Raw genomic sequence first — 21,830 nt, forward strand, 5'->3', positions numbered from 1 at the left:
CCTCATCACGGCGACCTGTGTCCACTATAACAGATTTATTGTTTTGATCAGCAGGCGCAGATCGTCTAATGATCAGGATAACGGATCCTGTTCTACAAGATTCAATCTAGCAATACACACAACCCAACCAACCCAAATACAATGTTAAAAGACTTTAAAAATTTCATCATCAAAGGCAACGCCTTCGATATGGCTGTAGGTATCATTCTCGGCGGCGCTTTCGGCCTCGTAGTCAAGTCACTGGTCGATAACGTCATGATGCCCATCATCGGTGGTGCCTTCAAATTGCCTGATTTCAGCCAGATGTACTATGCGATGGATGGTGGCAGCTACGAAAACCTCAAGGCAGCCCAAGAAGCCGGCCCAACCGTGGCATACGGCCTATTCATCAATAACACAATCAACCTGTTGATCGTTGGTTTTGCCCTCTTCGTGATGGTGAAATACATCGAGAAGGCCACTAAGAAGAAGGAGGAAGAAAAGCCAGCCCCAGCGCCACCAAAACAAGAGGTGCTGCTGGAAGAAATCCGCGACCTGCTGAAGAAGTAAGCGAGTTCTATCACCCAATCTCCCAACGGCTCACCCTCACGGTGGGCCGTTTTTTTGTGACCTCAGACGGAGGAAGGTCTTTTCATGCGCTTCGCGAGACATTAGTTTGCAGCCATGCCTGTGAGACCTTGGTATTGGCCCGAGCGCGGCCAACCTGAACGCACCGAACCCTTCACCTGGATTGTGGAGGATGTCATCGCCGCCTCGTGGTGGCCAGACCCCTACGTGTTTGATCTTTTCGATGAGAAAGGGATCAAGGCGGTGGTCAATGTCTGCGAGTTCGATAATCGCAACGATGTGCCCAAGCACCTCGATTACCACTTCTTCAATGTGCCCGATTTCGGCGTGCCCACGGAAAAGCAAATCGAGGATTTCATTGCGGTGATGGATCGGCACCACGCCGCCAAGGAACCGGCGGTGATCCACTGCGTGGCAGGCTGCGGCCGCACCGGTCAGTTCATCATCGCTTGGTGCGCCAAGGCCGGCTTCATCCCGAAGGGGACCGATCCGGTGCAGTGGATCCGCCAACGCCGCAAGTGCTGCCTGGAAACCGGCCAGCAGATCGAGTGCGCCAAACGGCTGACCAAAAAATACCGCACCTAACGGGTCCGATCTCATGTCCGCCGATCTCATTCTATCCGCCCTGCGCAGCAGCCCGGTGCTGGTGGGTGATTGTCCGGAGGCGGCTGTCTTCGATCGATCGGGGCTAGCGCTGCCGGACGAGGCGGGTGCGATCTCGCTGGATCAAAAGCTCGGCCACATTTATGAAGATGGCTTGGCAGCGCTGCTGGAGAAGTCGGAGTGCTACGATTTGTTAGAAAAAAGCCTGCAGATTCAGAGCGACAAACATCGCACCCTTGGCGAGCTGGATTTCCTGCTGCGCGATCGGACGAGCGGAGCCATCATCCACCTCGAGCTGGCGGTGAAGTTCTACCTCGCGGTGGAATCGGCCGATGGTCATCAGCTTCCCGGGCCGGACGCCCGAGACAATTACGACAAAAAACTCAAGCGTCTCCGCAGCCACCAGCTCACTCTGGTGCAGCAGTTCCGCGAGCATTTGCCAGTCGCCTACCGTGACCAGCCGATCACTACCCGTCAGCTGGTCATCGGCTGCCTGTTCGATCACATCAGCGCCGCCCAGCCGGCCCAGGCAGCCTACCTCAGCCCCAACGCCCGCCGCGGCAAGTGGCTGCACCAACACGAGCTGATCCAACATTTCCCCGCTCAAAGCCCACGCATCATCCCCAAGCACCTCTGGCCGGTGGAGGTCAACAAGCTCCCCTCCAGCAGCCTCGAGCCGCTCGATACCACCGAGCTCTTGGACCGCTGCGTCATGGTCCACCTGGAAAGCGAGCCCATGCCCCTCTTCATCGCCCCCGATGCTTACCCTGGGGTTTAGCGAGGAATGAAATCCGATGGCAGGCGCTGGCGGTTGCGGCGGTAGTTGAGCACGATCAAGGCGAGGAAGGCGATCAGGATCAGGGAAACCGAGATCAGGCCGCCTTCGATGAGGGTGACGAAGTAGGTGGAGATGCCATCGAGCTCTTCGATGCCTTGGCGCAGCGGCATGATGCCGAGTAGCTGTGAGATCAGGGAGAACAGTAGAAGCGCGACGAGGCCGAACCACATGTCGGGCACAAACATGAGCTCCTCCGCGGGATCCGATCGGCCGACGGTGGTGAGTAGCAGGGGCAGGGAGAGGATGGAGATCCACATGCGGATGCGAGCACCCATTTTGATCGCTTTACCAATCAGTCCGACGTGGACTTTACCGTAAAAACTGGCCGAGGTGAGCCAGGCGTAGCCGATGATGAAGGTGAGAATCCCGCCGAGCATGCCGGCGATGGCCGAGGGGCTGTTAAAGCGAGTTAGTGCGATGCAGAAGCTGGGGATGGCCGTGACGCCGCAGTGCAACGACCAGAAACCAAGCTGCCGGGCAAAGCTGTTGGGAGGGGGGCTGGGGCTTCCGCTGTCCATCGCTTAGGGTTGGTTCGGGTTGCCGATCTGGCGTAGCAGCTGGATCGATGGCTGGTGGTTGCGATCGGCTCCGAGGGCGCTTCGGCAGGCTTCAAAGGCGGCGGCTTTGTCGCCCTTGCGCATATGCAGGGTGGCCCGTGCGTAGGGGTAGTCCGGCACGCTCGGGTTGATTCTTTCCGCCATGCGGATGCTGGCGATGGCTTCATCCAGCTTGTTCTGACCGGCGAGCAGCAGCCCGAGGTTGTAGTGGGCGCGGTCGTATCCGGGGTTGATCTGGATCGCTTTCTTGAGCAGCTCCTCGGTCTTGTCCTTGCGGCCTAACTCGGAGTAGGTCAGCGCCATGAGGTAGGCGTAGCGGGGGTTTCCGGGGGCTAATTGGTCGGCTGTTTGCAGCTGCTTCAGTGCCTCGTTGGGTTTGCCCATGCGGCCTAGCAGCACGGCATAGGATTCGTGCGCGGCGGCGGATGTTTCATCGAGGGTGACCGCCCGCTGCATCCATCGCTCGGCTTTTTCCAGCTGGTTGGCATCGATGGCTAACTGCGCGGTGCGCATCGCTCCGGCTGGCTGGTCGGCGGTGAAGGCGAGCGAGTGCTCGAGCTCGTTTCTGACCTCGGAGCGGAGTGACAGGCGGGTGCGCATCGCCCAGGCGGCAGCCATGCGGACTTCTTTGACCGGGTCGTTGAGCATCGGTTCCAGCCATGGTCCGTTATCGGTGCTGAACTCGAGCACCATGCAGGCGGAGGCACGCAGCAGGGAGTCCTTACTGTGCACACCTTCGCGACCGAGCTGCTGCACCCGGGGGTCGGTGGCCCAGGATTGCATGATCTGTAAAAGCGTGGCTTTCCAGGCGGTGTTCTCCTCCTTGGCGTAGGCGGCGAGCAGGGCGTCGATGCTTTCTTGCTGACCGTTGAAGGCGGCGCCGATGGCGCGGGTGCGGGCGCGCTGGCGCTGGCGCTCAGGGGAGTTCATCTTGTCGCCAAACCAGGTGTTGGTCCACTTGATGGCCCAGTCGGTGTCCTGGTCCTCGTGGCACTTGTTGCAGGCGTTGGGGATGCCGAGTTCCTTGGTCATCTGCGGATCAGGGACGTGGAACCCGTGGTCGCGGCGGGGGTCGCGACCCATGTAGGTGGTGTGAGTCATGTGGCAATCGACGCAGGAGTGGCCAGAGCCAACACCGTTGTGTTTTCCTACCCCAAAGTGCTTGGTGTGGGTGGAGGGATCGATGACGATGGCTCCTTCGATGCGACCGTTGCTGCCCCCGGCGTGGCAGGACATGCAGAGGGTGTTGTTGGCCACCGGCATCTTGAGTTTGGTGGTGTGGGGATCGTGGCAGTCCATGCAGTTGACGCCTTTGTGACCCATGTTCGAGAGCTTCAGCGAGGTCCAGACGTAGTCCTCGTCCTTGATCTGGCCGTCCGGGTAGTAGAGGTGCGGCTGGGTGGGGAGCTGCAGCTGATAGTGATCGCCAAATTTCTCACCGTGCTTGAATTTACCATCGAGCTCGCCGCGGCGCGAGTGGCAGGACGCGCAGTTGTCCATGGTGAGAGCTGGGTGGTTTTTCTTGATGCTGTGGTGTTTCGCCAGGTCGATCAGGCAGCCCGTTTTGGCATCGGCCTTCTCCGCCATGTCGCCGTGGCACTGGGTGCAGCCGATCCCCATTTCCTTCCACTTCGAGTCGTAGCTATCGGTGGCGATATCGTAGTTTTTATCAAAATCGGTCATGTGGCAGAAGGCACACTGGGTGTTCCAGGTCATGCCGCGGCCACTCCAGTGACCCCAGTCGGCGGAGGTGCGCAAGTCGCCGTTGAAGACATCGAACCATTCCTTCTTCTCCGGATCCCAAGCGGCGTTGGGGGTCTGCCAGCGTCCACCTTCGGACGATACCAGATACTGGACCAGCGGCTCGACACCGATCGCCATGCCGGCGTGGTAGCTCTTGCCATTGGCGGTGACCACCGGTTGGCCGTCGTCGAGGGTGAAGGTCCACTTCTCCGAGGGGGTGTCGAGTTTCTGATCGGAGAACGGTTCGCTATCGAGCGCCAGGTTGAGCAGTCGGTTCGCCTGACCGTGCTGGGACGATTGCCAATGGTGGTGGATGTCTTGGTGGCATTCCATGCACTGACTGGAAACCGCATTTTGGCCGGGCTGCTGGGCCAGCTGCTGGTGCAGGGCGGTGTTGTTGCTGTTCTCCTTGGAGACGCCGCCGGTGGGATCGCTTTCCTTTTTCTCCACAGCTTCGCCCTGTTCCTTGCCGCAGGAGGCGAAGAAAACGGCGGACAGGCTGAGCAGCGCAGTGCGGCAGACAGGGAACGAGGAAGGGAAGGTCATGGCGTGGTTTGAAGTTCCTGAACGATCAGGGTGAAAGCATTGAAGCAGGCGTGAATGCTGATGGGCACCCAGAGCGAGCCACTCAATTCGTAAGCGATGGTGAGAATGATGGCGAGAATGAACAGCGGCAACAGAGCGGGGATGTTGAAGTGCACGGCGGAAAAGAACAAGGAGGCAAAAAACGTCGCGATGATGCGCCCGGTGTAACGTTTGCACACTGGGTAGATGTAACCTCGGAAGACCACCTCCTCGACTACCGGAGCGATGATGACGGCCGCAAAGGCGAGCATGATCCGGATCGAGACCGCGCTGGTTTCCTGGTAGATTTTGACGATCTCCTGCTGCTTCGCCTCACCGAAAACCGACTCGATTATACGCGAATACCCGGCCATTTCCATCAGCACAAAGACGACGTGCACGAAGACAGCGGCAAAGGGGCCAATGAGCACCAGCAGGTAGGCCTTGCGCCATTTCAGCCCGAAGAAATCGATCACGCTGATGTGTCTGAAAACGAGGAACACGAGCACGATCATGCCCGGCACCGATTGGCTGATCATGCCGGCTAAGAGCACTTCGGGGGTGAGCTGGATGGTCTCCGGCTGTTCGGCGGCCGAGCTGCTGAGCCAGCCGATGGAGATGAAGAAATCGATCACCTGCGGCAGCTTCAGCAACGACTGCAGACAGAAGAGTGCGATCAGTAATCCAAGGCCTAACAAGTCGACCCGACGCAGCGGTTCGATCTGCACCAGTCCATCATAATTCCACCCCAGTGTGGGAGTTCTGCGCCGGAGGTAGGCGGCCAGTGGTAGCGCCCCCAGCAGTGACAGCAGGCATAGCGCAAATGATGCGAGGAGAACGGTTTGGGTAAGGTCAAACATGAATGGCGGCGGGAGTGTAGGAGCAGAATACGCAATTACCAGAGCTGAGTTTGCAGGATTGCACGACTTCTTAACGGGGTTATAAAAGGGTATGCCTGACGCCACCGCGATCATCGATGCCGCCACGGCATTGACTCAAAAATTGAAACCCCTGCGCTTCGCCGAACCGGTGAGCCACGTGTATCTGCCCACCGAGTATGCCTGGGAAACCCACCGGCAGTATCTCGAGCAATACGGTGCCGGAAAAAAGCGGGTGCTGATGCTCGGCATGAACCCCGGACCGTGGGGCATGGCGCAGACCGGTGTCCCCTTCGGTGAAATCCCCGCCGTGCGCGACTGGATGGGTATTTCCGGAGAGGTGCGGAAACCGGAGCCGGAGCACCCGAAGCGGGAGGTGGTCGGTTTCGCCTGCCAGCGATCCGAGGTCAGTGGCCAGCGACTCTGGGGGCTGTTCTCGGAAAAGTTCCCCCAGGCGAAGGACTTCTTTGCCGAGCACTTTGTGGTCAACTACTGCCCGCTGGTGTGGATGGGAGAGACCGGCAAAAACATCACCCCGGACAAGCTGCCGAAGGCTGAGATGGAGCCGGTGGAAAACGCCTGCCGCGAGCATCTCGCCACCGTCATCGCCGCCCAGCAGCCGGAATGGCTGATCGGTGTGGGGGCCTACGCAGAGAAGAAACTGATCGAGACGGTGAAGCAGTATTTCCCCGAGCAGGCATTCAAGACCGGCAAGATTCTCCATCCCTCGCCAGCCTCACCAATCGCGAACCGTGGCTGGGCGCCGCAGGCTGAGAAGCAGTTGCTCGATCTGGAAGTTTGGTCGTCATGAGTCGTGCCGCCGCCCCCATCCTCGCAGCGGTGCTGTCCTGCCTGCTGCTCTGCCACTGCAGCGACTTCGCCGTGAAGCGGTTGAGCGATCCTGTGCGCGTGGTATCGAAGAATTTGCCGGAACCGGACGGTAATCGCTCCCGTGTCTACCACCGCGCCTATCAGCTGGTGAAGCAGGCGCAATCGATGGAGTCGTCCGCCCCGGCGGCGGCATTGGGACGCTATTTGGAGGCGGCCGAGATGCTCACCGAAGCAGGCGATGATCAACTGCTGCCACTGACGAACTTTGCCACCGGTCAGGCGGCCGAGCTGCTGGTTAGTCAGCCGGACCTACGTGTCGGCCACGGCCGCGAGCGGCGCTATCGGGTGGAGATCCCTCGGGTCACGCGGGCGGACTCGTTGCGGGGTAAGATTGCCCTCAGTGAGTTCACGAAAGTCGTCGCCGCCGAGACCTTGGAGCTGAAAGGGTGGAAACATCGTGTGATGCGCGGCGGAGTTGGTGCCGCGATGGTGGCGCACTATCAACCGGCGAAAACTGGGCGGGCAAAGGAAGATCAATTTCTCCATGAATCTGGGATCTTTCTGCCGGTCACCGTGGTGGTGGATTTCCCCCGCCGGGGCGTGGCTCGGTTTCAGACTCACGACAGCACGGTGGAGAGTCGAGTGCGGGTCAACGGTCGGCAGCGACTGCTTTCGGCCGACCTCACCGCCCCGATAGCGCTCAGTCTGGAAAAGGCGAGGTCGCGCGGGCTGCTGGAGGACCTCAGGGGCGTGTTCTACCCGGTGCGCTACGTCAAAAACCTCGGGCTCTACTCGGTGCAGAAGTTCGATCGGCGCAAGACCCCGCTGATCCTGGTGCACGGACTGGCATCAGACCCCTCAACCTGGTCGACCACCCTGAACGGCCTGTTCACCGATGCCGAGGTGCTGGCGAAGTACCAAATCTACTTTTTCTACTACCCCACCGGATTTCCGATCCGCCGAACGGGCAGTGCCTTGAAAAAAGAGCTGCTCGAGCTGCAAGGATTCTACCACAAGATGGGGATCACGCCCGACCAAGCAGTCATCGTCGGCCACAGCATGGGTGGGCTGCTGACCAGCATGCAGGTGCGCAATTTCGGACCCAAAACCTGGCGCAAGATCGCCACCATTCCGCTGCAAAAGGCGCAGCTGGCGGAGCAGGTGAAAAAGGATTACCGCACCCTGATGCAGTTGCCGCGCCCGACGATGATCGATCGCGCGGTGTTCATCGCCACGCCGCACCGAGGCAGTCAGATGGCGAACGATTGGATTGGCCGCGTGGTCATCTCCCTGATCAAAATCCCGCAGCAAGCACTGACCTTGGACCCGGTGAAGGCAAGCCGATCGCTCACCGAGCTCGGCCGGACGATTCTACTCAACGACGACATGACCAATGGCGTGCAGGCGCTCAAGCATAACAATCCGGCGCTGAAACTGGTGGCGTCCACGCCCGTGGCCGACGCGGTGAGCTACCACAGCATCATTGGCGATCGGGGCCTGGGCGACAGTCCACACAGCTCGGACGGCGTGGTGGCATACCGCAGCGCCCACCTTCAGGGAGCACAGTCGGAGGTCATTGTGCCGGCAGGTCACAGCGCCCACACCCACCCGCAGGCGATCCGCGAGCTGCGCCGGATTCTGCGGCTGAATTTGAAGTCAAACTAAGGAGAGAAATGGATGGAAACGATAAGCAACGAGGAAGAGAACCACGAGGCCGGTGAGGCCACTGAGGCCTGCGAGCGACCGATGTGGCAGCAATGGCTGCTGCGACTGGGCAAGGGCTTGCTGATCGGTCTGGTGAGTCTGCTGCTGCTCTACTTCTGGGGCATGATCTGGTTCGACGGCCCATTTTCCTCGGGTGGCTTTGGCAATGCGCTGCTGGCCACGCTGTGGCTGGCTCTGCTGGTGGTGGCTTGGCGGAAGTTTGCATCGAAAAAACATCGCTGCATCGTCTGCCTGCTGGCCTGGTCGGTGATCGTCGTCCCGAGGTCGTTTGTGCAGCCCTCGAACGATCGCGACTGGGCGCCGGAATTTGCCAAAACCGGGTCGTCAGAAATCGACGGTGACGTGGTGACCTTAAAGCAGGTGCGCAACTTCGACTACACCCGCGACGGCGAGCAGACCGAGCGCTGGGAAACGCGGCAGGTGAAGCTCTCCAACCTTCGCGGCATGGACCTGTTCCACTCGACCTTTGGAGGCGATCGGATTGGCCACCCGCTGCTGTCCTTCGATTTCGGCCCGGACGGTCGGATCTGCCTGTCGGTGGAAACCCGGCGAGAGAAAAACGAGGAGTTCTCGGTCGTGGGCGGGCTCTACAAGATGTTTGAGCTGCAGTATATCTTCGCCACGGAAGAAGACTGCGTGCGGCTGCGAGCCAGCGTGCGTGACGAGCCTTGTTACCTGTATCGGATCGATATGCCTGCCGAGGATGTCCGTGCGTTTTTTCTCAGTGCCCTGGAAGTGCAGAACGACCTCGCGCAGAAGCCGCGTTTTTACCACATCATTTACTCAAACTGCACCACCAGCCTGCGCAATCGCCTGCCAGCCGACCAGCGGGGCGAGTTCGATCTCCGCATGCTGGTCAATGGACTGCTCGATGAATACCTCTACGGTCACGGTCACTTCCATGACGAAGGACTGCCATTTCCTGAGCTGCGGCAAAAAGCCTACATCAACCCCGCCGCCAAAGAGGCGCACGATAGCTCGGAGTTTAGTGAGAAAATCCGCGCAGACCGCCCAGGCTGGTAGCTTTGGAGTGCGGTGAGTGATCACCGCTTTGGATGCTGCTGGGTGGTGATTTGGCTGGGGGAGGTGTTGGGTTGGTGAGGGTGATTTGGGATGGTCGGCCACAGGGTGTTCGAAAGCGGCGATTTGGGATCACCGCACTCCGAAAGGGGTCCCCGGCGGGATCTACCATACCGCTTTCCTCCTAACGCAAAAAAGCGCCAGGGCGGGTGACCCTGGCGCTTTTTTGGTGATCTGTGAACCGCCTGTTACGGTTGAAGGCCTTCGCTCTTCATGTAATCGGCCACCCACTCAATGCCGTAGTCGCCATTTTTGAAGTCGGGGTGATCGATGATTTCCTGCTGGAAAGGAATGGTCGTCTTGATGCCCTCGATCTTGAACTCGGACAGCGCACGCTTCATGCGTGAGATGGCGATTTCACGGGTGGCACCGGTGACGATCAGCTTGGCGATCATGGAATCGTAGTATGGGGGCACGCTGTAGCCGGAATACACGTGGGTATCCAAGCGCACGCCCTTGCCACCCGGTGTGTACCAGAGGGTGATCTTTCCAGGGCTAGGGCAGAAATTGTTGTAGGGGTCTTCGGCATTGATCCGGCACTCGATCGAGTGTCCGCGCGGATTCGTCTGCAGCACGTGGCTCGACAGCGGTTCGCCAGCGGCGACGCGGATTTGCTCCTTGATCAGCTCGCAGCCCATGACTTCCTCGGTCACTGGGTGTTCCACCTGGATGCGGGTGTTCATTTCCATGAAGTAGAAGTTCTCCGCCTTTTCGTCCACGAGATACTCGATGGTGCCGGCGTTTTCGTAGCCGATGGATTTGATCAGATTGACTGATGCCTCGGCCATTTCCACACGCATCTTGTCGGAGATCAGAGGCGACGGGCACTCTTCGATGATCTTTTGGTTGCGGCGCTGCATCGAGCAATCGCGCTCGCCGAGCTGGATGAAGTTGCCATGGGTGTCGCCGATGATCTGCATCTCGATGTGGTGCGGTTTCATCACCAGTTTTTCGAGGTAGCAGTCGCCGTTGCCGAAACAAGCAATCGCTTCCTTGCTGGCGGCATCGTAGAGCGAGACGAAGTCTTTTTCATCGAAGCAAGGGCGCATGCCGCGACCACCACCACCGGCGGTGGCTTTGATCATCACGGGGAAGCCCATGTCCTTGGCCAGTTTCAGGCCGTGTTCGGCGGATTCGAGGATGCCATCGGAGCCGGGGGTGATGGGCACACCGAACTCGACGGCGGTGGCACGGGCGGTGTTTTTATCGCCCATGCGGCGGATCACCTCGGCAGAGGGTCCGATGAATTTGATATTGCAGCTCTCGCAGATTTCAACGAAGCGGGCATTCTCTGAGAGAAATCCGTAGCCGGGGTGGATGGCATCCGCACCGGTGATCTCAGCGGCGGCGATGATGCGGTCCGGTTTCAGGTAGCTGTCCTGACTGGGACCAGGCCCGATGCAGACGGCTTCATCGGCCAGTTGCACGTGCATGGAATCGACATCCGCCTCAGAGTAGACAGCCACAGAGGCGACGCCCAGCTCACGGCAGGCACGGATGATCCGCAGGGCAATTTCCCCACGGTTGGCGACAAGAACTTTGTTGAACATTGGGCAAAGATTACAGAATCAAAGAATCCAGCGAAAATTGATTTACTGAACGCGGAAAAGCGCATCGCCAAACTGCACAGGCTCACCGTCTTGGGCGACGATGGCGGTGATGGTGCCGGCGGTTTCAGCTTTGATTTCGTTCATCACCTTCATGGCCTCGATGATGCAGAGGGTCTGGCCGACGCTGACGGTATCGCCAACGCTGACGAAGGCCGGGCTATCAGGGGATGGGGCGGAATAGAAGGTGCCTACCATTGGGGCTGGAATTTCATTGCCGGCGGCTTCAGGGGTAGCGGCGGGTGCATCACCAGCGGCAGGTGCTGGTGCGGCGGCTGGAGCAGCGGGCATGGCGGCTTGAGCCACTTGCACGATGTCAGCTCCTTTTTTGAGCTTCAGGTTCACCCCCTCTTCTTCGAGGTGGAAATAGGACAGTTCATGCTCGTTCATGAGCTCCACGATTTTACGAATTTCCTTAAGGTCCACGGTATGTATTTGGCTAATGGTGTTTATGAAGAAGTGCGCGGCAGACAGAGAGTGCAGGCCGCAGAGGATAATCTGGCAAGAGACTAGGGGCTAGGCCTGCCAAGCGTCAAGCCCTCATGCGCTCTTGCCTTATCCGGTGACACTGTCAGAGTTCAGTGATTATGGCGATGATTTCCCGACGCAAGAACTTCTACCCGGTGAGTGCCTCTCTGGGCCAGTATCTCTACCACTTCGGCCGCTATTCGGAAATCCCCCTGGTTTACGATGATCTGCTGCGTTTCACCGGCTCGGTTCCCTACGAAGACCCCACCGGCAAGGAGACTTTGTGGCTCACTGTGATGTATCCGCACGAGGTGATGATGGAGCTTCGTCCCCAACTCACGAAGATCTACGCCGAGCTCAAGATCGGCGGTGGCACAACCTATCACGAGCACCTGATCGTCGATCGCATCGATTTTGGTGAGTTCGGAAACTCCCGCCCGTTCCGTATTCGAATCACCAATCAGTACAACGACAACTCCGATTACTACTACGTGAAAAACCTCGATGCCTCGCGGATCTACGGACTGGAGCTGGAGCATATTTTGTCGCCTAACCGCATCAACTACCTCGCCAGAGGCAACACCCTGATCGAGGAGCACATCGCCGGGCTGCCGGGGAATGTTTTTGCCGATGAGTATTTGCAGAAAAAAAATGTCAACCGGGTGCGGATTGCCAAGGAGTTTGTGAAGTTCAACGAGCGTTGTTTCATCCGCCTGTTAGGCGATATGCGATCGGTGAACTACGTCGTCGACGTCACCCCGGACTTCGAGGAGGTGCAATACCGCGTGCGCCCGATCGATTTCGACCAACAATCCTACCAGGGCAAGGGCAAGACCTACATGGCCTATCACTTCGACTCGAACAAGGACGTCACCCGGCTCAGTTTCCGCGAGATGAACCGCAAAACTATCGCCCAGTATGCCGAGGAAGAGCGGACCCAGATGGCGCGGCGTGCACAGGTGGAAAAACGTCGCCTGCAAGCGCTGCTGACCAGCATGGCGCGCGATGAGTTATCTCCGCAGCAACACGTGGAACAGCTCCGCGAAGACCTTTGCCGGATTCACGAGACCAACGAGTTCGAAACCTGCAACACGATGGGCGAGCTGACCCGCGCGCATATTGAATTTATGTTAGGGAACCGACAGTTTACCTACGCGAAGCGGAAGCGCTAGAATGGGTGGGATCGGGCTGCCGATTTCGACAGCCGAAACACACGGTTACCGCCCTATTGGCAGCGACCGAGAATTGTCAGCACGTAGCCGGTGCCGTAGGCGTAGTGGTAGTTGTAGAGTGGGAAGTCCCACCAGCTGCCGTTTTTCTCCTGCTTGGTAATCATCAGGGCGGCGAGTTTTTCTTTCCACTGGGCTTGCTCGTTTTCGGGCAGCATCTCGATGCACTCGGCGGCGTAGTAGTGGGCGTAGAAATAGAAATAGCCAGCGACTTGGGCAGGTGCTTCGTGGGGGATCGGACGTTTTCTGCCGATGTCGAGCCAGCCGTTGCGCTCGAACAAGCGATCGATCCAGGTGCGCAGGACCTCATCGGTGACTGCCTCATCGCCGAGCACGCGGGAGGCGGCATTGCAGGCCTGGGACCGACCCAGTGAGCCGGCAGGGCGGTTGATGGCGCTACGCGGACGGAAACGGTGGCCGCGGCCGTAGACGTAGGAAAAGTCAGTGGTGCGCATTTCCTGCAGTGATTCCAAGCTGCGCTTCATTAGCACGGGCGGGAGCTCGATGCCCATGGTGGTGGAGGCGTCGTGCAGGGCGAGCACCGCGGTGGCGGTGGTGAAGCTCATGATCTTGCCGCTGGGCTTGTAGGTTTTATCGTCGAAATCGTAGTAGCCCCAGCCTTTGTTGACGTCTTCGTAGGCTTGCAGCTTGGCGATCTGGATTTTCGCATGGCGCACGTATTCGGCGCGTTTGGCGGGGTCCGGGTAGCGGCGGTAGAGCGATGCCAGGGCGCGCAGCCCGTAGGAGTGGCCCCAGATGTTGTAGGTGGCGCTACGGTTGATACTGCGTTGGCTCGGCAGCACCGAGAGCAGCCACTTCTCACCCTTCTCGATGGCGGCAATGGTGGCGGGGCGCTGGTCGCCACACTCGAGCAGACCGTGCAGTGCCAGTGCGGAGCTGGCGGCGTGGTAGGACTGGTGCGCATCCGGCAGGGGGGCGTAAATATTCAGCCCCTTGGTGCGGTGCGCACTGCCCCACGAGCCATTTTTATTCTGATGGCTGACCAGATAATCCACGCCGCGCTTGATGGCGGCCTGGATGTTGGGCTTCGCAGCCACTTGGTCATCCTGTGCCGAGGCACTGACGACAAAGAGACCGAGGATGACAAGGGTGCGTAGCATAAGACGTGAGTGTTGAGTCGTTTACTTAACGATGACTTGAGCCTTATACAGACCTTCGGTGATCACCACGGTATCCTTGGTGGCATCGGCCACCACGACCTTGCGGGCTTCAGTTTTGCCGTCAGCGAGCTTGAGTTTCACGCTGTAGCTGCCGTCGTCTTCGCGAGTCAGGTAGTCGGCTGGCACGGTGATTGCCTGAGCGATTTTGGAAGTGACGAGTTTCACATTGGCTGTCATTCCGGTCACGGCTTGGGTGTCGGAATCAACGCTGAGCGAGACGTGGAAGCTGCCGTCGGTCTGCGGGTAGCGATCGATCCCGGTGATGGTGACGGGGATGTTCTGGTAGCGGTTCAGGTGAGTGATGGCGAAACCTTTGAGGCCTTTCTTGAGGGCGCTCAGCTTGTCCTCCTTGGCGAAGGCGGAGAGCATGAGAGATGTCTTGGCGGGGATGAAGGTCATCAGTGGGGTGCTGGCGGGCAGCTTGCCACCGACTTTGAGAACTTTCACCGCGGTGGTGGCGGACCAGCGACCGTTGCGGATGCTGCCGTAGTAAACCACACCGTCGCCGGGGGCTTGGATGTTCATCAGGGTGCGGTCGGCTTTCAGCTTGGCCAGTTTGGCATCGGCTTCAGCGTCGGCTTTTTCAGCCTTGGCGACTTCTTTGCGTTTCAGTTCGAGTGCGCGTGGCAGGGTGGCCTTGGCGTTCTCGTTGGCGATGCGGCTGTTCTCGGCGGCGAGCTCGTAGCTTTTCAACTGGCGTGGCAGCTCGGTCTCGAGCTTGCGGGCGGAGCTCAGCTTGCTGGACTTCAGGCCGAACTTGGCACGCTTCACTGAGTTGCGGGTGCGGGTCAGGATGATCTCTTCGGTTTCCTCGATCTTGTCGTCCTCCTTGTACATCTTCTCCAGCTGCTTGAGTTCTTCCAGCTGGTAAGCGAGGTTGAGCTCGTCGTTGATCACGCTGTTCTTGGTGGCTTCGATGCTCAGTGGCAGGCCGGTTTCCTTGAACCACTTCAGGTTCTCGGCGGCTTCTTTGGCGGCGCGGGCGTGGCTTTCGAGGCTGCGTGGAGTGGTGATCTCGAGGCTGGCGAGCTCTTGCTTCGCCTTGGCGAGGTTGAGTTTGCCAATCACGCGGTCTTTTTCCATCTTCTCGATTTGCTCATCGATCTTCTGGCTGTCGATGCCGATCAGGGTGTCGCCTTTTTTCACCACGGCACCTTGGGAAACCAGAGAGGTGATTTCGAAATCGGTCCACACGGCCGGATCAACGCTGATGGCGGTGGATTGAGTGGGAAGGAAGGTGGCGCTTAGGCTGACTTCTTTTTTAAAGGGCTTTTCCGTGACGGAGTATTCGTCAGCGGCGGTAGCAAGTGTGGGCAGCATCCCTGTGAGACAGAGTGCGGTGAGTGTGGAGCGAGTAATCATAAGGGTAAGACGGTGCAATATGGACTGGGTAACAAGTGTGAAAGCGACAAGATTGGGTCGCTTGTTTAATTAAAAATGCTTCTTTCTGGCGAGCCAGATGGTGTGGGTGCGGGTTTTTCTGCCTTTGTGGGCGGCGGCCACGGCGTTTTCGCTGACATCGAAACCGGCCTTGCGGAGGGTTTTGGTGAACGCTTTGTCTCCGCGTGCCGACCATACGGCGAGGATGCCTCCGCCTTTCAGTGCGTTCTGGATCTCGCGCAGACCTTTGAGGGTGTAGAGGCTGTCGTTGTTCTTGCCGTGGAAGGCGGACGGGCCGTTATCGACGTCTAACAAGATGGCGTGATACTCGCCAGACGCTTGGCGGATGACTTTCTGCACCGGCTGGATCTTCACGGTGATCCGCTCGTCATCGAGTAGTCCGGGGTTGAGGTGGGAGAGGTGGGATTTGTTCCACTCGACAATGGTCGCTGTGAGCTCGGAAACGATGAACTGGGCGCGCTTTTTTGTCACGGCGCGGGTGGCGGCGGCCAAGGTGTAGCCCATTCCCAGCCCTCCGATGAGAAACTTCGGCTGGTTCACCGGGCTGAAGGGGGCGCAGGCGAGCTCGGCGAGAGTTTCCTCGGACCCGTGGGAAAAGCTGGTCATGAGCTGCTCGCCATTGGAGCAAATCATGTAGGTGCCGTCGTGCTCGATGAGCTCGAGCGGTTCACCTTCCGGAGTTTTGGTTTCTGCGATTTTGATGTAGGGCTTCATGGACTGAAATAGAGGTCGGGCAGCGTGTGGGTGCAGGAGTTTCATTCCTCGCTTGCACCGAAAGCTGGCTGGGTGGTATAGGGTAGTTATGTCAGACGATCAACAACAACCACCTGCGGAAACCTCCGTGGAGCCGACTCCCCAACAGCCAGCTCCAGCGGCGCCTCTCGAAGGCAAGGCGGCCGCCGATAAGAAAATGCTAGCCGGTATCCTGGGTATCGTTCTAGGCGGATTCGGCATTCACAAATTCATCCTCGGTTACCAAAAAGAGGGCATCATCATGCTGGTCATTTCCGTGGCCACCTGCGGTTTCGGCTACACGGTCATTGGTATCATTGGCCTAATCGAGGGCATCATGTATCTCACGAAGTCGGACGAAGAGTTCGTGGAAACCTACATCACCAACAAAAAAGCCTGGTTCTAACGAGGCGACAGCAAGACTCTCAAAAAAGACCCCAACGGAGATTCCGTTGGGGTCTTTGCTTGGGAGGGGAAGGGGTCAAGAGCTAGCCTAACGCGCGAGGAAAACCGGCACGTTATCGGTCTCCCATTGCCAACCACGGAACTTGTTTAAATCGGCGATGTCTTCGGGCGACAGCGGCCCCATGGTGAACGGAGGCAGCACCGGCTGACCGGATTTCGTGTTGCGGTATTTGGCGCCTTTTTCCTCAAGCATCAGGATAAAACCGACCATGCCACCGGGACGCTCGCCGAGGGTTAGGCTGATGTCCAAGACCTCACCCTCGCGGACCGTGAACCAGTCGCCATAGGTCAGTGGGGTTTTGCCGAAGGGGCTGTGCTGGCCTGACTGACGAGTCGCATTCGCGCCGCGCACCTCGACGGTTTCGCTGATGTCCGGCCAGGCGGCGACCAGTCGGAATTTTTTATTCAGAGTGACGGCGAGGTAGTCATCGCCGGCGCCCACCAGTCTGAAGGTGCCACTCTTCGGTGCCACCACTTGGCCCTGGTAATGGGCGATCCAGCCGCTGGGTTTGATTTCCTTTTCCGCGTTGAAAAACTTCGGTCCCTGACTGGCGCTGGAGTTGGGGATGGCGATGTAGCGGATGAACAGGGGCTGCTGCGTCTGGTAGTGCCGGTTCAGTGAGCTCTGGCTGTAGCGGCTGCGCTGCAGGCGATTGATGCGATCGGTGAAGTGCGAGCGGTTCCTGATGTCGTAGCCGCTGATCGGTTTGCCGTTTGGGCTTTGTTTAAAATCGTAGAGTCGGCCGGCCAGGGTGCCCTCGAGTTTGCTGCTGGAGCCGAAGCCGCCACCGCTGCCGCCAGCTTCTCCCCAGGCATCGCCCCAGCCGTTGCCGAAATCATCGCCATCGCCGAGTTCCAGCGAGGGGGTGTCCACCACGCTGTCCGGCACAGGGATGGCGACGGTGGATGCGACCTTGGCCGCGATCGCTTTCGCGGCGGATGATGAAGGGGCCGATGGCTGCCGCTGCACTGCGCGGGTGAATTCCGGCTTATGGGTCGGCTTTTTTTCCTCCCCCCGGCTCTGGTAAGAAACAATCTCCGGCGTGAAGTGATCCACCTTCGGGAGCAGCAGGAAGAGCAAGATGATCCCGACCAAGGTGACCAAGAGAATGGAAATAATAATACTGGTGATGGTGGAGTTCCGTTGCTGGGCCTGTAGCCGTGCAACAGCTTCTGGACTGAGTTGAGCGTGAAGTGACATGGTAGCGGTGGTTTTACAGCGAGTTCAATGGTTCGCTGATAGAGTCCCAACGCAGCTGCGTGGATTTCTCTTAGTCACCGTTGTGTCATACAAGGATCAGGGCACAAAAAAAGGCGGGGTGCTGGACCCCGCCTTTTGAAATAAAGAGATGTGATCAGTTAGGAGATCGCCGCGATGCGCTTGCAGACTTCCTCGACGTTCTCGCGGGTGTTGAAGGAGGAAATACGGAAGTATCCTTCACCGGCAGCACCGAATCCGGCACCGGGGGTGATCACCACCTGGGCTTCCTCGAGCATCTTGTCGAACATGTCCCAGGAGCCGACACCTTCCGGGCACTGAACCCAGACGTAAGGTGCGTTCTCACCGCCAAAGACTTTCAGTCCGAGGTCTTGGCAGGCTTTTCTCAGCAGGGCGGCATTGCCCATGTAGTGCTCGATCAGTGCTGACACCTGCTCTTTTCCTTCGGGGGAGAAGACGGCGGCGGCACCGCGCTGGACCGGGTAGGAGGCGCCGTTGAACTTGGTTGACTGGCGGCGGTTCCACAGTGAGTGTAGGCTGACTTCCTCGCCGGTGGATGCTTTCACGGTGAGTGTCTTGGGGATCACGGTGTAGGCGCAGCGGACGCCGGTGAAGCCACCGTTCTTGGAGAACGAGCGGAACTCGATGGCGCATTCGTGGGCACCTTCGATTTCGAAAATGGAGCGTGGCACCGAGGAGTCACGGACGAAGGCTTCGTAGGCGGCATCGTAGAGGATGATGGCGCCGTGGTTCTTGGCGTAGGCAACCCAGGATTCCAGCTGCTCGCGGGTGGCGGTGGTGCCGGTGGGGTTGTTCGGGTAGCAGAGGTAGACGAGGTCGACTTTTTCCTCGGGGATGGCGGGGACGAAGTTGTTCTCGGCGGTGCAGGGGAGGTAAACGAGACCCTCGTAGGCGCCATTTTCATCGGCCTCACCGGTGTTACCGGCCATGACGTTGGTGTCGACGTAGACCGGGTAAACAGGATCGGTGATGGCGATCTTGTTGCCCTTGCCAAAGATGTCGAGAATGTTGCCGGTGTCGCATTTCGAGCCATCGGACACGAAGACTTCGTCGGCGGAGATGTTCAGGCCTTCGAACTGGTTTTCCACGATGGCGTCGCGCAGGAATCCGTAACCTTGCTCCGGGCCGTAGCCATGGAAGGTTTCAGCTACACCTTGCTCATCGATGGCGGCGTGCATGGCATCGCGCACCGCTTGTGGCAGGGGCTCGGTGACGTCGCCGATGCCGCAGCGGATCAGGCGGTCGGTCTTGTCAGGGTTGGCTTCGGTCCAAGCGGTGACGCGGCGGCCGATTTCCGGAAACAGGTAGCCGGCTTTCAGTTTGAGGAAGTTCTCGTTGATGTTCATAGTTACTATTGGGTGTTAGAATGGTTTCTTGGGGAAATGGGTGGGGGCGCAAGCGCTTAGGCTTCGTTGGCTTTCTTGCGCCGAGCGAGGTAGATGATGCCGCTGACGATGGCAAGGAAGATGACGGCGACCACAGCGAAGCCTTTCATCAGTCGATCAATGAGTGGCTGGCGATCTTCCGGCGGGGCGCTGGGTGCGCGGTAGCTGGGGTCGGTCTGCAGCAGCAGTTGCTTGCCTTCGATCTCGACCGCGGAGAGACGTTTGAAAATCGGCCCAATCTCATCGTCATTGCGCACCGGGTGCAGCAGTGTCTCCGAGATGAACTCTCTGAATTGCTCGGGGACTTCCTGGCCCTCGACGGTAGTGACGCTGATCACTCGGGGGAACACGGCGCCATCGACCAGTTCCGGGTGGATTACCAGTCGGGCATTGATGTAGCGCATCTCATCGCTGCCGATGCCGGGTTTCACCGGGAAGGAGATATCCGCCTCGATGTTGTCGTTGCGCACGGCGATGATTTTCAGGGCGCCGCGGTGGGGTTTGAGGATCTCAAAGGTGCCGATGGCGAGGTTCATTTCCTCGGCATCGAGGGAAATCTCATCCTGGTGCTCGGCTTCGATGTTGTGGCGGAAGCCGACGAGCTTGCTTTTCAGCGCCGTCTGTTCGGACTCCTTGCCGGTGACGTCGATGGTCAGTTCGGTGCGCGGTTTTTCCTCGGTGAAGCCGGTGATGGTGTCCTTCATCTGGAAATAGGTCCAAACGGTGAAGGCAATCATGCCCGCAGCGAGCACGCCCGCGATGATGAAAATCGAGCAGCCGGCGAAGGGAGAAAACTTCCTATCTTCCTGCTTGGAATCGGCTGGTGTGGCGTCGGACATGCGTGGGTCTTAAACGCTAAACCCCAAGTTCTAAACTCCAAAAACAGGAAAAATCACTCATCGTGGCCAGAAATGCAAAATTGGTATTTGGAGTTTAAAATTGAGGGTTTAAATAAAGCGCGTGTCGAAGATTCTCGTAGGACTTTCCGGAGGTGTTGATTCCGCCGTGGCCGCCGCCTTGCTTTTGGAGCAGGGGCATGAGGTCGCGGGTGGCTATATGAAAAACTGGATCAACGAAGATGGCATCGCCGGCGATTGCCCCTGGGAGCAGGATGTCGAGGACGCCCATGCCGTGGCCAAGACGCTGGGCATCGAGTTCAGGGTGGTGGATTTGATCGATCAATACCGTGACCGCATCGTCGACTACATGCTGGAAGGCTACCGCAACGGCATCACGCCGAACCCCGACGTCTACTGCAACCGCGAGATGAAGTTTGGCGTTTTTCTCGATTACGCCCTGTCGCAGGGGTTTGAGGCCGTCGGCACCGGCCACTACGCGCGTCGCCGTGAACGATCCGATGGCAGCGCCGACATCCTCCGTGGTGCCGATCCGAACAAGGATCAAAGTTATTTCCTCGCCCTGATGGAGCAAGAGCAGGCGGTCCGCGCCCGCTTCCCCTGCGGCGAAATGCTGAAACCCCAGGTCCGCGAAGTCGCCGAGCGATTCAATCTCCCGGTCGCGGGGAAAAAAGACAGTCAGGGCATCTGTTTCATCGGAAATGTCAAGATGAGCGACTTCCTGCGCCATTACGTGCCGGACAGCCCGGGCGACATTGTTGATCTCGATGGCAAGGTCTTAGGAAAGCACAAAGGCCTGCATCTCTACACGCTCGGCCAGCGCAAAGGACATGGTGTGGCATCGCCGCGCGAAGGAATGGCCTATGTGGTGGTGGGGAAAAATGCCGCTGAAAATCAACTGGTGGTCGGCTGGGACATGGAAAACACCCCCGGGCTTTACGTGAAAAAATGCACCGTCGGCACTGTCAGCTGGGTGAATAAACCGATCACCGCCACGCGAAAAGTCGAAGCCCAACCACGCTACCGCTCGAAAAGTGAACCGGTCACGGTAACCCCCACCGACGATGGTAAGCTGGCCTTGGAGTTCGTCCGGCCACAGCGGGCGGTGACTCCCGGCCAGATCTGCGCCTTCTACGATGGTGGCACCCTGTTAGGCGGCGGCGTCTTCGAGACCGTCGAGTAAGGTAGCCGAGATAGGAGCATGGACATTCTTGTCCATGGGCAACCCCAGCCCGCAACCTAAGAGCACTGTGCTTAGGTTGCCGGCGGACAAGAATGTCCACCCTCCGTTCGGAAAGCTGACAAACAAAACCCAAGCACTATTCGCGCATTGAAAAATTACTCCTCAACGGAAAAAATCCGCACCACCCCACCATCACTCAGCTCCCAGCGGCAATCCGCTTCTTCGCAAATCACATTGAGCGCCTCCGTGAATGTGACGTCTTCAAGATAGAGCGACACCGTAGTTTCAGCATCCGTGCTCACTGTATCTTGCGCTTTGCTGATCACGAACTGATAATTACGACCCGATCCTTCCATCTCGCGGACTTTCAGGTTGAGGAAATCCACCACCTCTTCAAGAGCCACCTCGCGGAAATCAAGCACCGGGATCACGAGGGTGTCCAGGCTAGCGGGGGTGTGCTCGGCCACCTCGCTGGGGACGTCTGCTGCGGTCGGCTCAGGCGTCTGGGCGCTGACCGACTTCTTGGCTGCGGGCGCATCGACGGAACTCACTGAGATACTCGCAGGCTCGCGGAACATCAGCCATCCGGTGATCGCCGAAAAACAGACAATGAATATGAGGCACGCATTTTGGACCGTCATGTGTGTCATTATAACGTATTGGGAAGGAAAAAATAGTCACAATGCTGAATCCTAC

General features: G+C 58.6%; 21 protein-coding genes. 9 read left to right on the forward strand and 12 right to left on the reverse strand.

Annotated features, from left to right (window positions below):
- Positions 1-141 precede the first annotated feature (141 nt).
- The 3 genes from mscL (at position 142) to JO972_RS09865 (ending at position 1,948) form a co-directional block, all read left to right on the forward strand.
- Positions 142-549 (forward strand): large conductance mechanosensitive channel protein MscL, encoded by a 408-nt coding sequence (gene mscL / locus JO972_RS09855; protein ID WP_309489872.1) that lies wholly within the window; start codon positions 142-144, stop codon positions 547-549.
- A 114-nt stretch (positions 550-663) separates the two neighbouring features.
- Complete coding sequence (locus tag JO972_RS09860) at positions 664-1,152, forward strand: protein-tyrosine phosphatase family protein (protein ID WP_309489873.1); 489 nt, start codon at positions 664-666, stop codon at positions 1,150-1,152.
- Positions 1,153-1,165: 13 nt separating this feature from the next.
- Positions 1,166-1,948 carry a DUF1853 family protein gene (locus tag JO972_RS09865; RefSeq protein WP_309489874.1) on the forward strand — a complete coding sequence of 261 codons (783 nt, stop codon included), beginning with the start codon at positions 1,166-1,168 and terminating at the stop codon, positions 1,946-1,948.
- Here JO972_RS09865 and JO972_RS09870 read toward each other — a convergent pair.
- Genes JO972_RS09870 through JO972_RS09880 form a run of 3 tightly spaced genes read right to left on the reverse strand, consistent with a single transcriptional unit; the run spans position 1,945 to position 5,732 of the window.
- Positions 1,945-2,526 (reverse strand): hypothetical protein, encoded by a 582-nt coding sequence (locus tag JO972_RS09870; RefSeq protein ID WP_309489875.1) that lies wholly within the window; start codon positions 2,524-2,526, stop codon positions 1,945-1,947. The genes JO972_RS09865 and JO972_RS09870 overlap by 4 nt on opposite strands.
- A 3-nt stretch (positions 2,527-2,529) precedes the next feature.
- Positions 2,530-4,854 (reverse strand): tetratricopeptide repeat protein, encoded by a 2,325-nt coding sequence (locus JO972_RS09875; RefSeq protein ID WP_309489876.1) that lies wholly within the window; start codon positions 4,852-4,854, stop codon positions 2,530-2,532.
- Positions 4,851-5,732, reverse strand: a complete 882-nt coding sequence (locus JO972_RS09880) for a CPBP family intramembrane glutamic endopeptidase (protein WP_309489877.1) — start codon at positions 5,730-5,732, stop codon at positions 4,851-4,853. Before JO972_RS09880 ends, JO972_RS09875 begins: the two co-directional genes overlap by 4 nt.
- A gap of 91 nt (positions 5,733-5,823) precedes the next feature.
- On the opposite strand from JO972_RS09880, the gene JO972_RS09885 reads away from it, so the two are divergent.
- From JO972_RS09885 to JO972_RS09895, 3 genes are read left to right on the forward strand one after another with little or no spacing between them, the layout of a single operon-like run.
- Positions 5,824-6,561, forward strand: a complete 738-nt coding sequence (locus tag JO972_RS09885) for a uracil-DNA glycosylase family protein (RefSeq protein ID WP_309489878.1) — start codon at positions 5,824-5,826, stop codon at positions 6,559-6,561.
- Positions 6,558-8,246 (forward strand): esterase/lipase family protein, encoded by a 1,689-nt coding sequence (locus tag JO972_RS09890; protein WP_309489879.1) that lies wholly within the window; start codon positions 6,558-6,560, stop codon positions 8,244-8,246. Before JO972_RS09885 ends, JO972_RS09890 begins: the two co-directional genes overlap by 4 nt.
- A gap of 12 nt (positions 8,247-8,258) precedes the next feature.
- A complete protein-coding gene (locus JO972_RS09895) occupies positions 8,259-9,329 on the forward strand; it encodes an Lnb N-terminal periplasmic domain-containing protein (RefSeq protein WP_309489880.1) in 1,071 nt (356 codons plus the stop codon).
- Between the two features lie 245 nt (positions 9,330-9,574).
- Here JO972_RS09895 and accC read toward each other — a convergent pair whose 3' ends face one another.
- Positions 9,575-10,936 (reverse strand): acetyl-CoA carboxylase biotin carboxylase subunit, encoded by a 1,362-nt coding sequence (accC, locus tag JO972_RS09900; protein WP_309489881.1) that lies wholly within the window; start codon positions 10,934-10,936, stop codon positions 9,575-9,577.
- A 42-nt stretch (positions 10,937-10,978) separates the two neighbouring features.
- Positions 10,979-11,419 carry an acetyl-CoA carboxylase biotin carboxyl carrier protein gene (accB, locus tag JO972_RS09905; protein ID WP_309489882.1) on the reverse strand — a complete coding sequence of 147 codons (441 nt, stop codon included), beginning with the start codon at positions 11,417-11,419 and terminating at the stop codon, positions 10,979-10,981.
- A 161-nt stretch (positions 11,420-11,580) separates the two neighbouring features.
- On the opposite strand from accB, the gene JO972_RS09910 reads away from it, so the two are divergent.
- The gene (locus JO972_RS09910; RefSeq protein WP_309489883.1) at positions 11,581-12,633 is read left to right on the forward strand and encodes a hypothetical protein; all 1,053 of its coding nucleotides are present in this window, start codon (positions 11,581-11,583) and stop codon (positions 12,631-12,633) included.
- 53 nt (positions 12,634-12,686) lie between these two features.
- On the opposite strand, the gene JO972_RS09915 is transcribed toward JO972_RS09910, so the two are convergent.
- The 3 genes from JO972_RS09915 to JO972_RS09925 all read right to left on the reverse strand — a co-directional run bounded on the left by JO972_RS09915 (position 12,687) and on the right by JO972_RS09925 (position 15,986).
- Complete coding sequence (locus JO972_RS09915; RefSeq protein WP_309489884.1) at positions 12,687-13,811, reverse strand: prenyltransferase/squalene oxidase repeat-containing protein; 1,125 nt, start codon at positions 13,809-13,811, stop codon at positions 12,687-12,689.
- A gap of 21 nt (positions 13,812-13,832) precedes the next feature.
- On the reverse strand, positions 13,833-15,233 hold the full coding sequence (locus tag JO972_RS09920) for a permuted SH3 domain-containing protein (protein WP_309489885.1): 1,401 nt from the start codon (positions 15,231-15,233) through the stop codon (positions 13,833-13,835).
- 69 nt (positions 15,234-15,302) lie between these two features.
- Positions 15,303-15,986: an MnmC family methyltransferase gene (locus JO972_RS09925; protein ID WP_309489886.1), complete on the reverse strand. Its 684-nt coding sequence runs from the start codon at positions 15,984-15,986 to the stop codon at positions 15,303-15,305.
- A 196-nt stretch (positions 15,987-16,182) separates the two neighbouring features.
- Here JO972_RS09925 and JO972_RS09930 point away from each other — a divergent pair, with 196 nt between their 5' ends.
- On the forward strand, positions 16,183-16,410 hold the full coding sequence (locus JO972_RS09930) for a TM2 domain-containing protein (protein ID WP_343221579.1): 228 nt from the start codon (positions 16,183-16,185) through the stop codon (positions 16,408-16,410).
- Positions 16,411-16,497: 87 nt separating this feature from the next.
- Here the strand turns inward: JO972_RS09930 and JO972_RS09935 are convergent, their stop codons facing one another.
- The 3 genes from JO972_RS09935 to JO972_RS09945 all read right to left on the reverse strand — a co-directional run bounded on the left by JO972_RS09935 (position 16,498) and on the right by JO972_RS09945 (position 19,933).
- Positions 16,498-17,670 carry a hypothetical protein gene (locus JO972_RS09935; protein WP_309489888.1) on the reverse strand — a complete coding sequence of 391 codons (1,173 nt, stop codon included), beginning with the start codon at positions 17,668-17,670 and terminating at the stop codon, positions 16,498-16,500.
- A 158-nt stretch (positions 17,671-17,828) separates the two neighbouring features.
- Positions 17,829-19,055, reverse strand: a complete 1,227-nt coding sequence (locus JO972_RS09940; protein WP_309489889.1) for an LL-diaminopimelate aminotransferase — start codon at positions 19,053-19,055, stop codon at positions 17,829-17,831.
- A 56-nt stretch (positions 19,056-19,111) separates the two neighbouring features.
- The gene (locus JO972_RS09945) at positions 19,112-19,933 is read right to left on the reverse strand and encodes a hypothetical protein (RefSeq protein WP_309489890.1); all 822 of its coding nucleotides are present in this window, start codon (positions 19,931-19,933) and stop codon (positions 19,112-19,114) included.
- A gap of 121 nt (positions 19,934-20,054) precedes the next feature.
- Here JO972_RS09945 and mnmA point away from each other — a divergent pair, with 121 nt between their 5' ends.
- Positions 20,055-21,134, forward strand: a complete 1,080-nt coding sequence (mnmA, locus tag JO972_RS09950; RefSeq protein WP_309489891.1) for a tRNA 2-thiouridine(34) synthase MnmA — start codon at positions 20,055-20,057, stop codon at positions 21,132-21,134.
- Between the two features lie 155 nt (positions 21,135-21,289).
- Here mnmA and JO972_RS09955 read toward each other — a convergent pair whose 3' ends face one another.
- Positions 21,290-21,712: a hypothetical protein gene (locus JO972_RS09955; protein WP_309489892.1), complete on the reverse strand. Its 423-nt coding sequence runs from the start codon at positions 21,710-21,712 to the stop codon at positions 21,290-21,292.
- Positions 21,713-21,830: the final 118 nt, after the last annotated feature.

Origin of the sequence: Oceaniferula flava, from assembly GCF_016811075.1 — a bacterium.
Taxonomy (GTDB): Bacteria; Verrucomicrobiota; Verrucomicrobiia; order Verrucomicrobiales; family Akkermansiaceae; genus Oceaniferula; species Oceaniferula flava.

Bases quoted from the DNA above. Each gene is read 5' to 3' on its own strand.
- mscL (WP_309489872.1), top strand. From the start codon at position 142: ATGTTAAAAGACTTTAAAAATTTCATCATCAAAGGCAACGCCTTCGAT.
- JO972_RS09860 (WP_309489873.1), top strand. From the start codon at position 664: ATGCCTGTGAGACCTTGGTATTGGCCCGAGCGCGGCCAACCTGAACGC.
- JO972_RS09935 (WP_309489888.1), bottom strand. From the start codon at position 17,670: ATGTCACTTCACGCTCAACTCAGTCCAGAAGCTGTTGCACGGCTACAG.
- JO972_RS09890 (WP_309489879.1), top strand. From the start codon at position 6,558: ATGAGTCGTGCCGCCGCCCCCATCCTCGCAGCGGTGCTGTCCTGCCTG.
- JO972_RS09880 (WP_309489877.1), bottom strand. From the start codon at position 5,732: ATGTTTGACCTTACCCAAACCGTTCTCCTCGCATCATTTGCGCTATGC.
- JO972_RS09945 (WP_309489890.1), bottom strand. From the start codon at position 19,933: ATGTCCGACGCCACACCAGCCGATTCCAAGCAGGAAGATAGGAAGTTT.
- JO972_RS09910 (WP_309489883.1), top strand. From the start codon at position 11,581: ATGGCGATGATTTCCCGACGCAAGAACTTCTACCCGGTGAGTGCCTCT.
- JO972_RS09870 (WP_309489875.1), bottom strand. From the start codon at position 2,526: ATGGACAGCGGAAGCCCCAGCCCCCCTCCCAACAGCTTTGCCCGGCAG.
- JO972_RS09875 (WP_309489876.1), bottom strand. From the start codon at position 4,854: ATGACCTTCCCTTCCTCGTTCCCTGTCTGCCGCACTGCGCTGCTCAGC.
- accC (WP_309489881.1), bottom strand. From the start codon at position 10,936: ATGTTCAACAAAGTTCTTGTCGCCAACCGTGGGGAAATTGCCCTGCGG.
- JO972_RS09920 (WP_309489885.1), bottom strand. From the start codon at position 15,233: ATGATTACTCGCTCCACACTCACCGCACTCTGTCTCACAGGGATGCTG.
- JO972_RS09865 (WP_309489874.1), top strand. From the start codon at position 1,166: ATGTCCGCCGATCTCATTCTATCCGCCCTGCGCAGCAGCCCGGTGCTG.
- JO972_RS09925 (WP_309489886.1), bottom strand. From the start codon at position 15,986: ATGAAGCCCTACATCAAAATCGCAGAAACCAAAACTCCGGAAGGTGAA.
- JO972_RS09885 (WP_309489878.1), top strand. From the start codon at position 5,824: ATGCCTGACGCCACCGCGATCATCGATGCCGCCACGGCATTGACTCAA.
- JO972_RS09895 (WP_309489880.1), top strand. From the start codon at position 8,259: ATGGAAACGATAAGCAACGAGGAAGAGAACCACGAGGCCGGTGAGGCC.
- JO972_RS09915 (WP_309489884.1), bottom strand. From the start codon at position 13,811: ATGCTACGCACCCTTGTCATCCTCGGTCTCTTTGTCGTCAGTGCCTCG.
- JO972_RS09955 (WP_309489892.1), bottom strand. From the start codon at position 21,712: ATGTTCCGCGAGCCTGCGAGTATCTCAGTGAGTTCCGTCGATGCGCCC.
- JO972_RS09940 (WP_309489889.1), bottom strand. From the start codon at position 19,055: ATGAACATCAACGAGAACTTCCTCAAACTGAAAGCCGGCTACCTGTTT.
- JO972_RS09930 (WP_343221579.1), top strand. From the start codon at position 16,183: ATGCTAGCCGGTATCCTGGGTATCGTTCTAGGCGGATTCGGCATTCAC.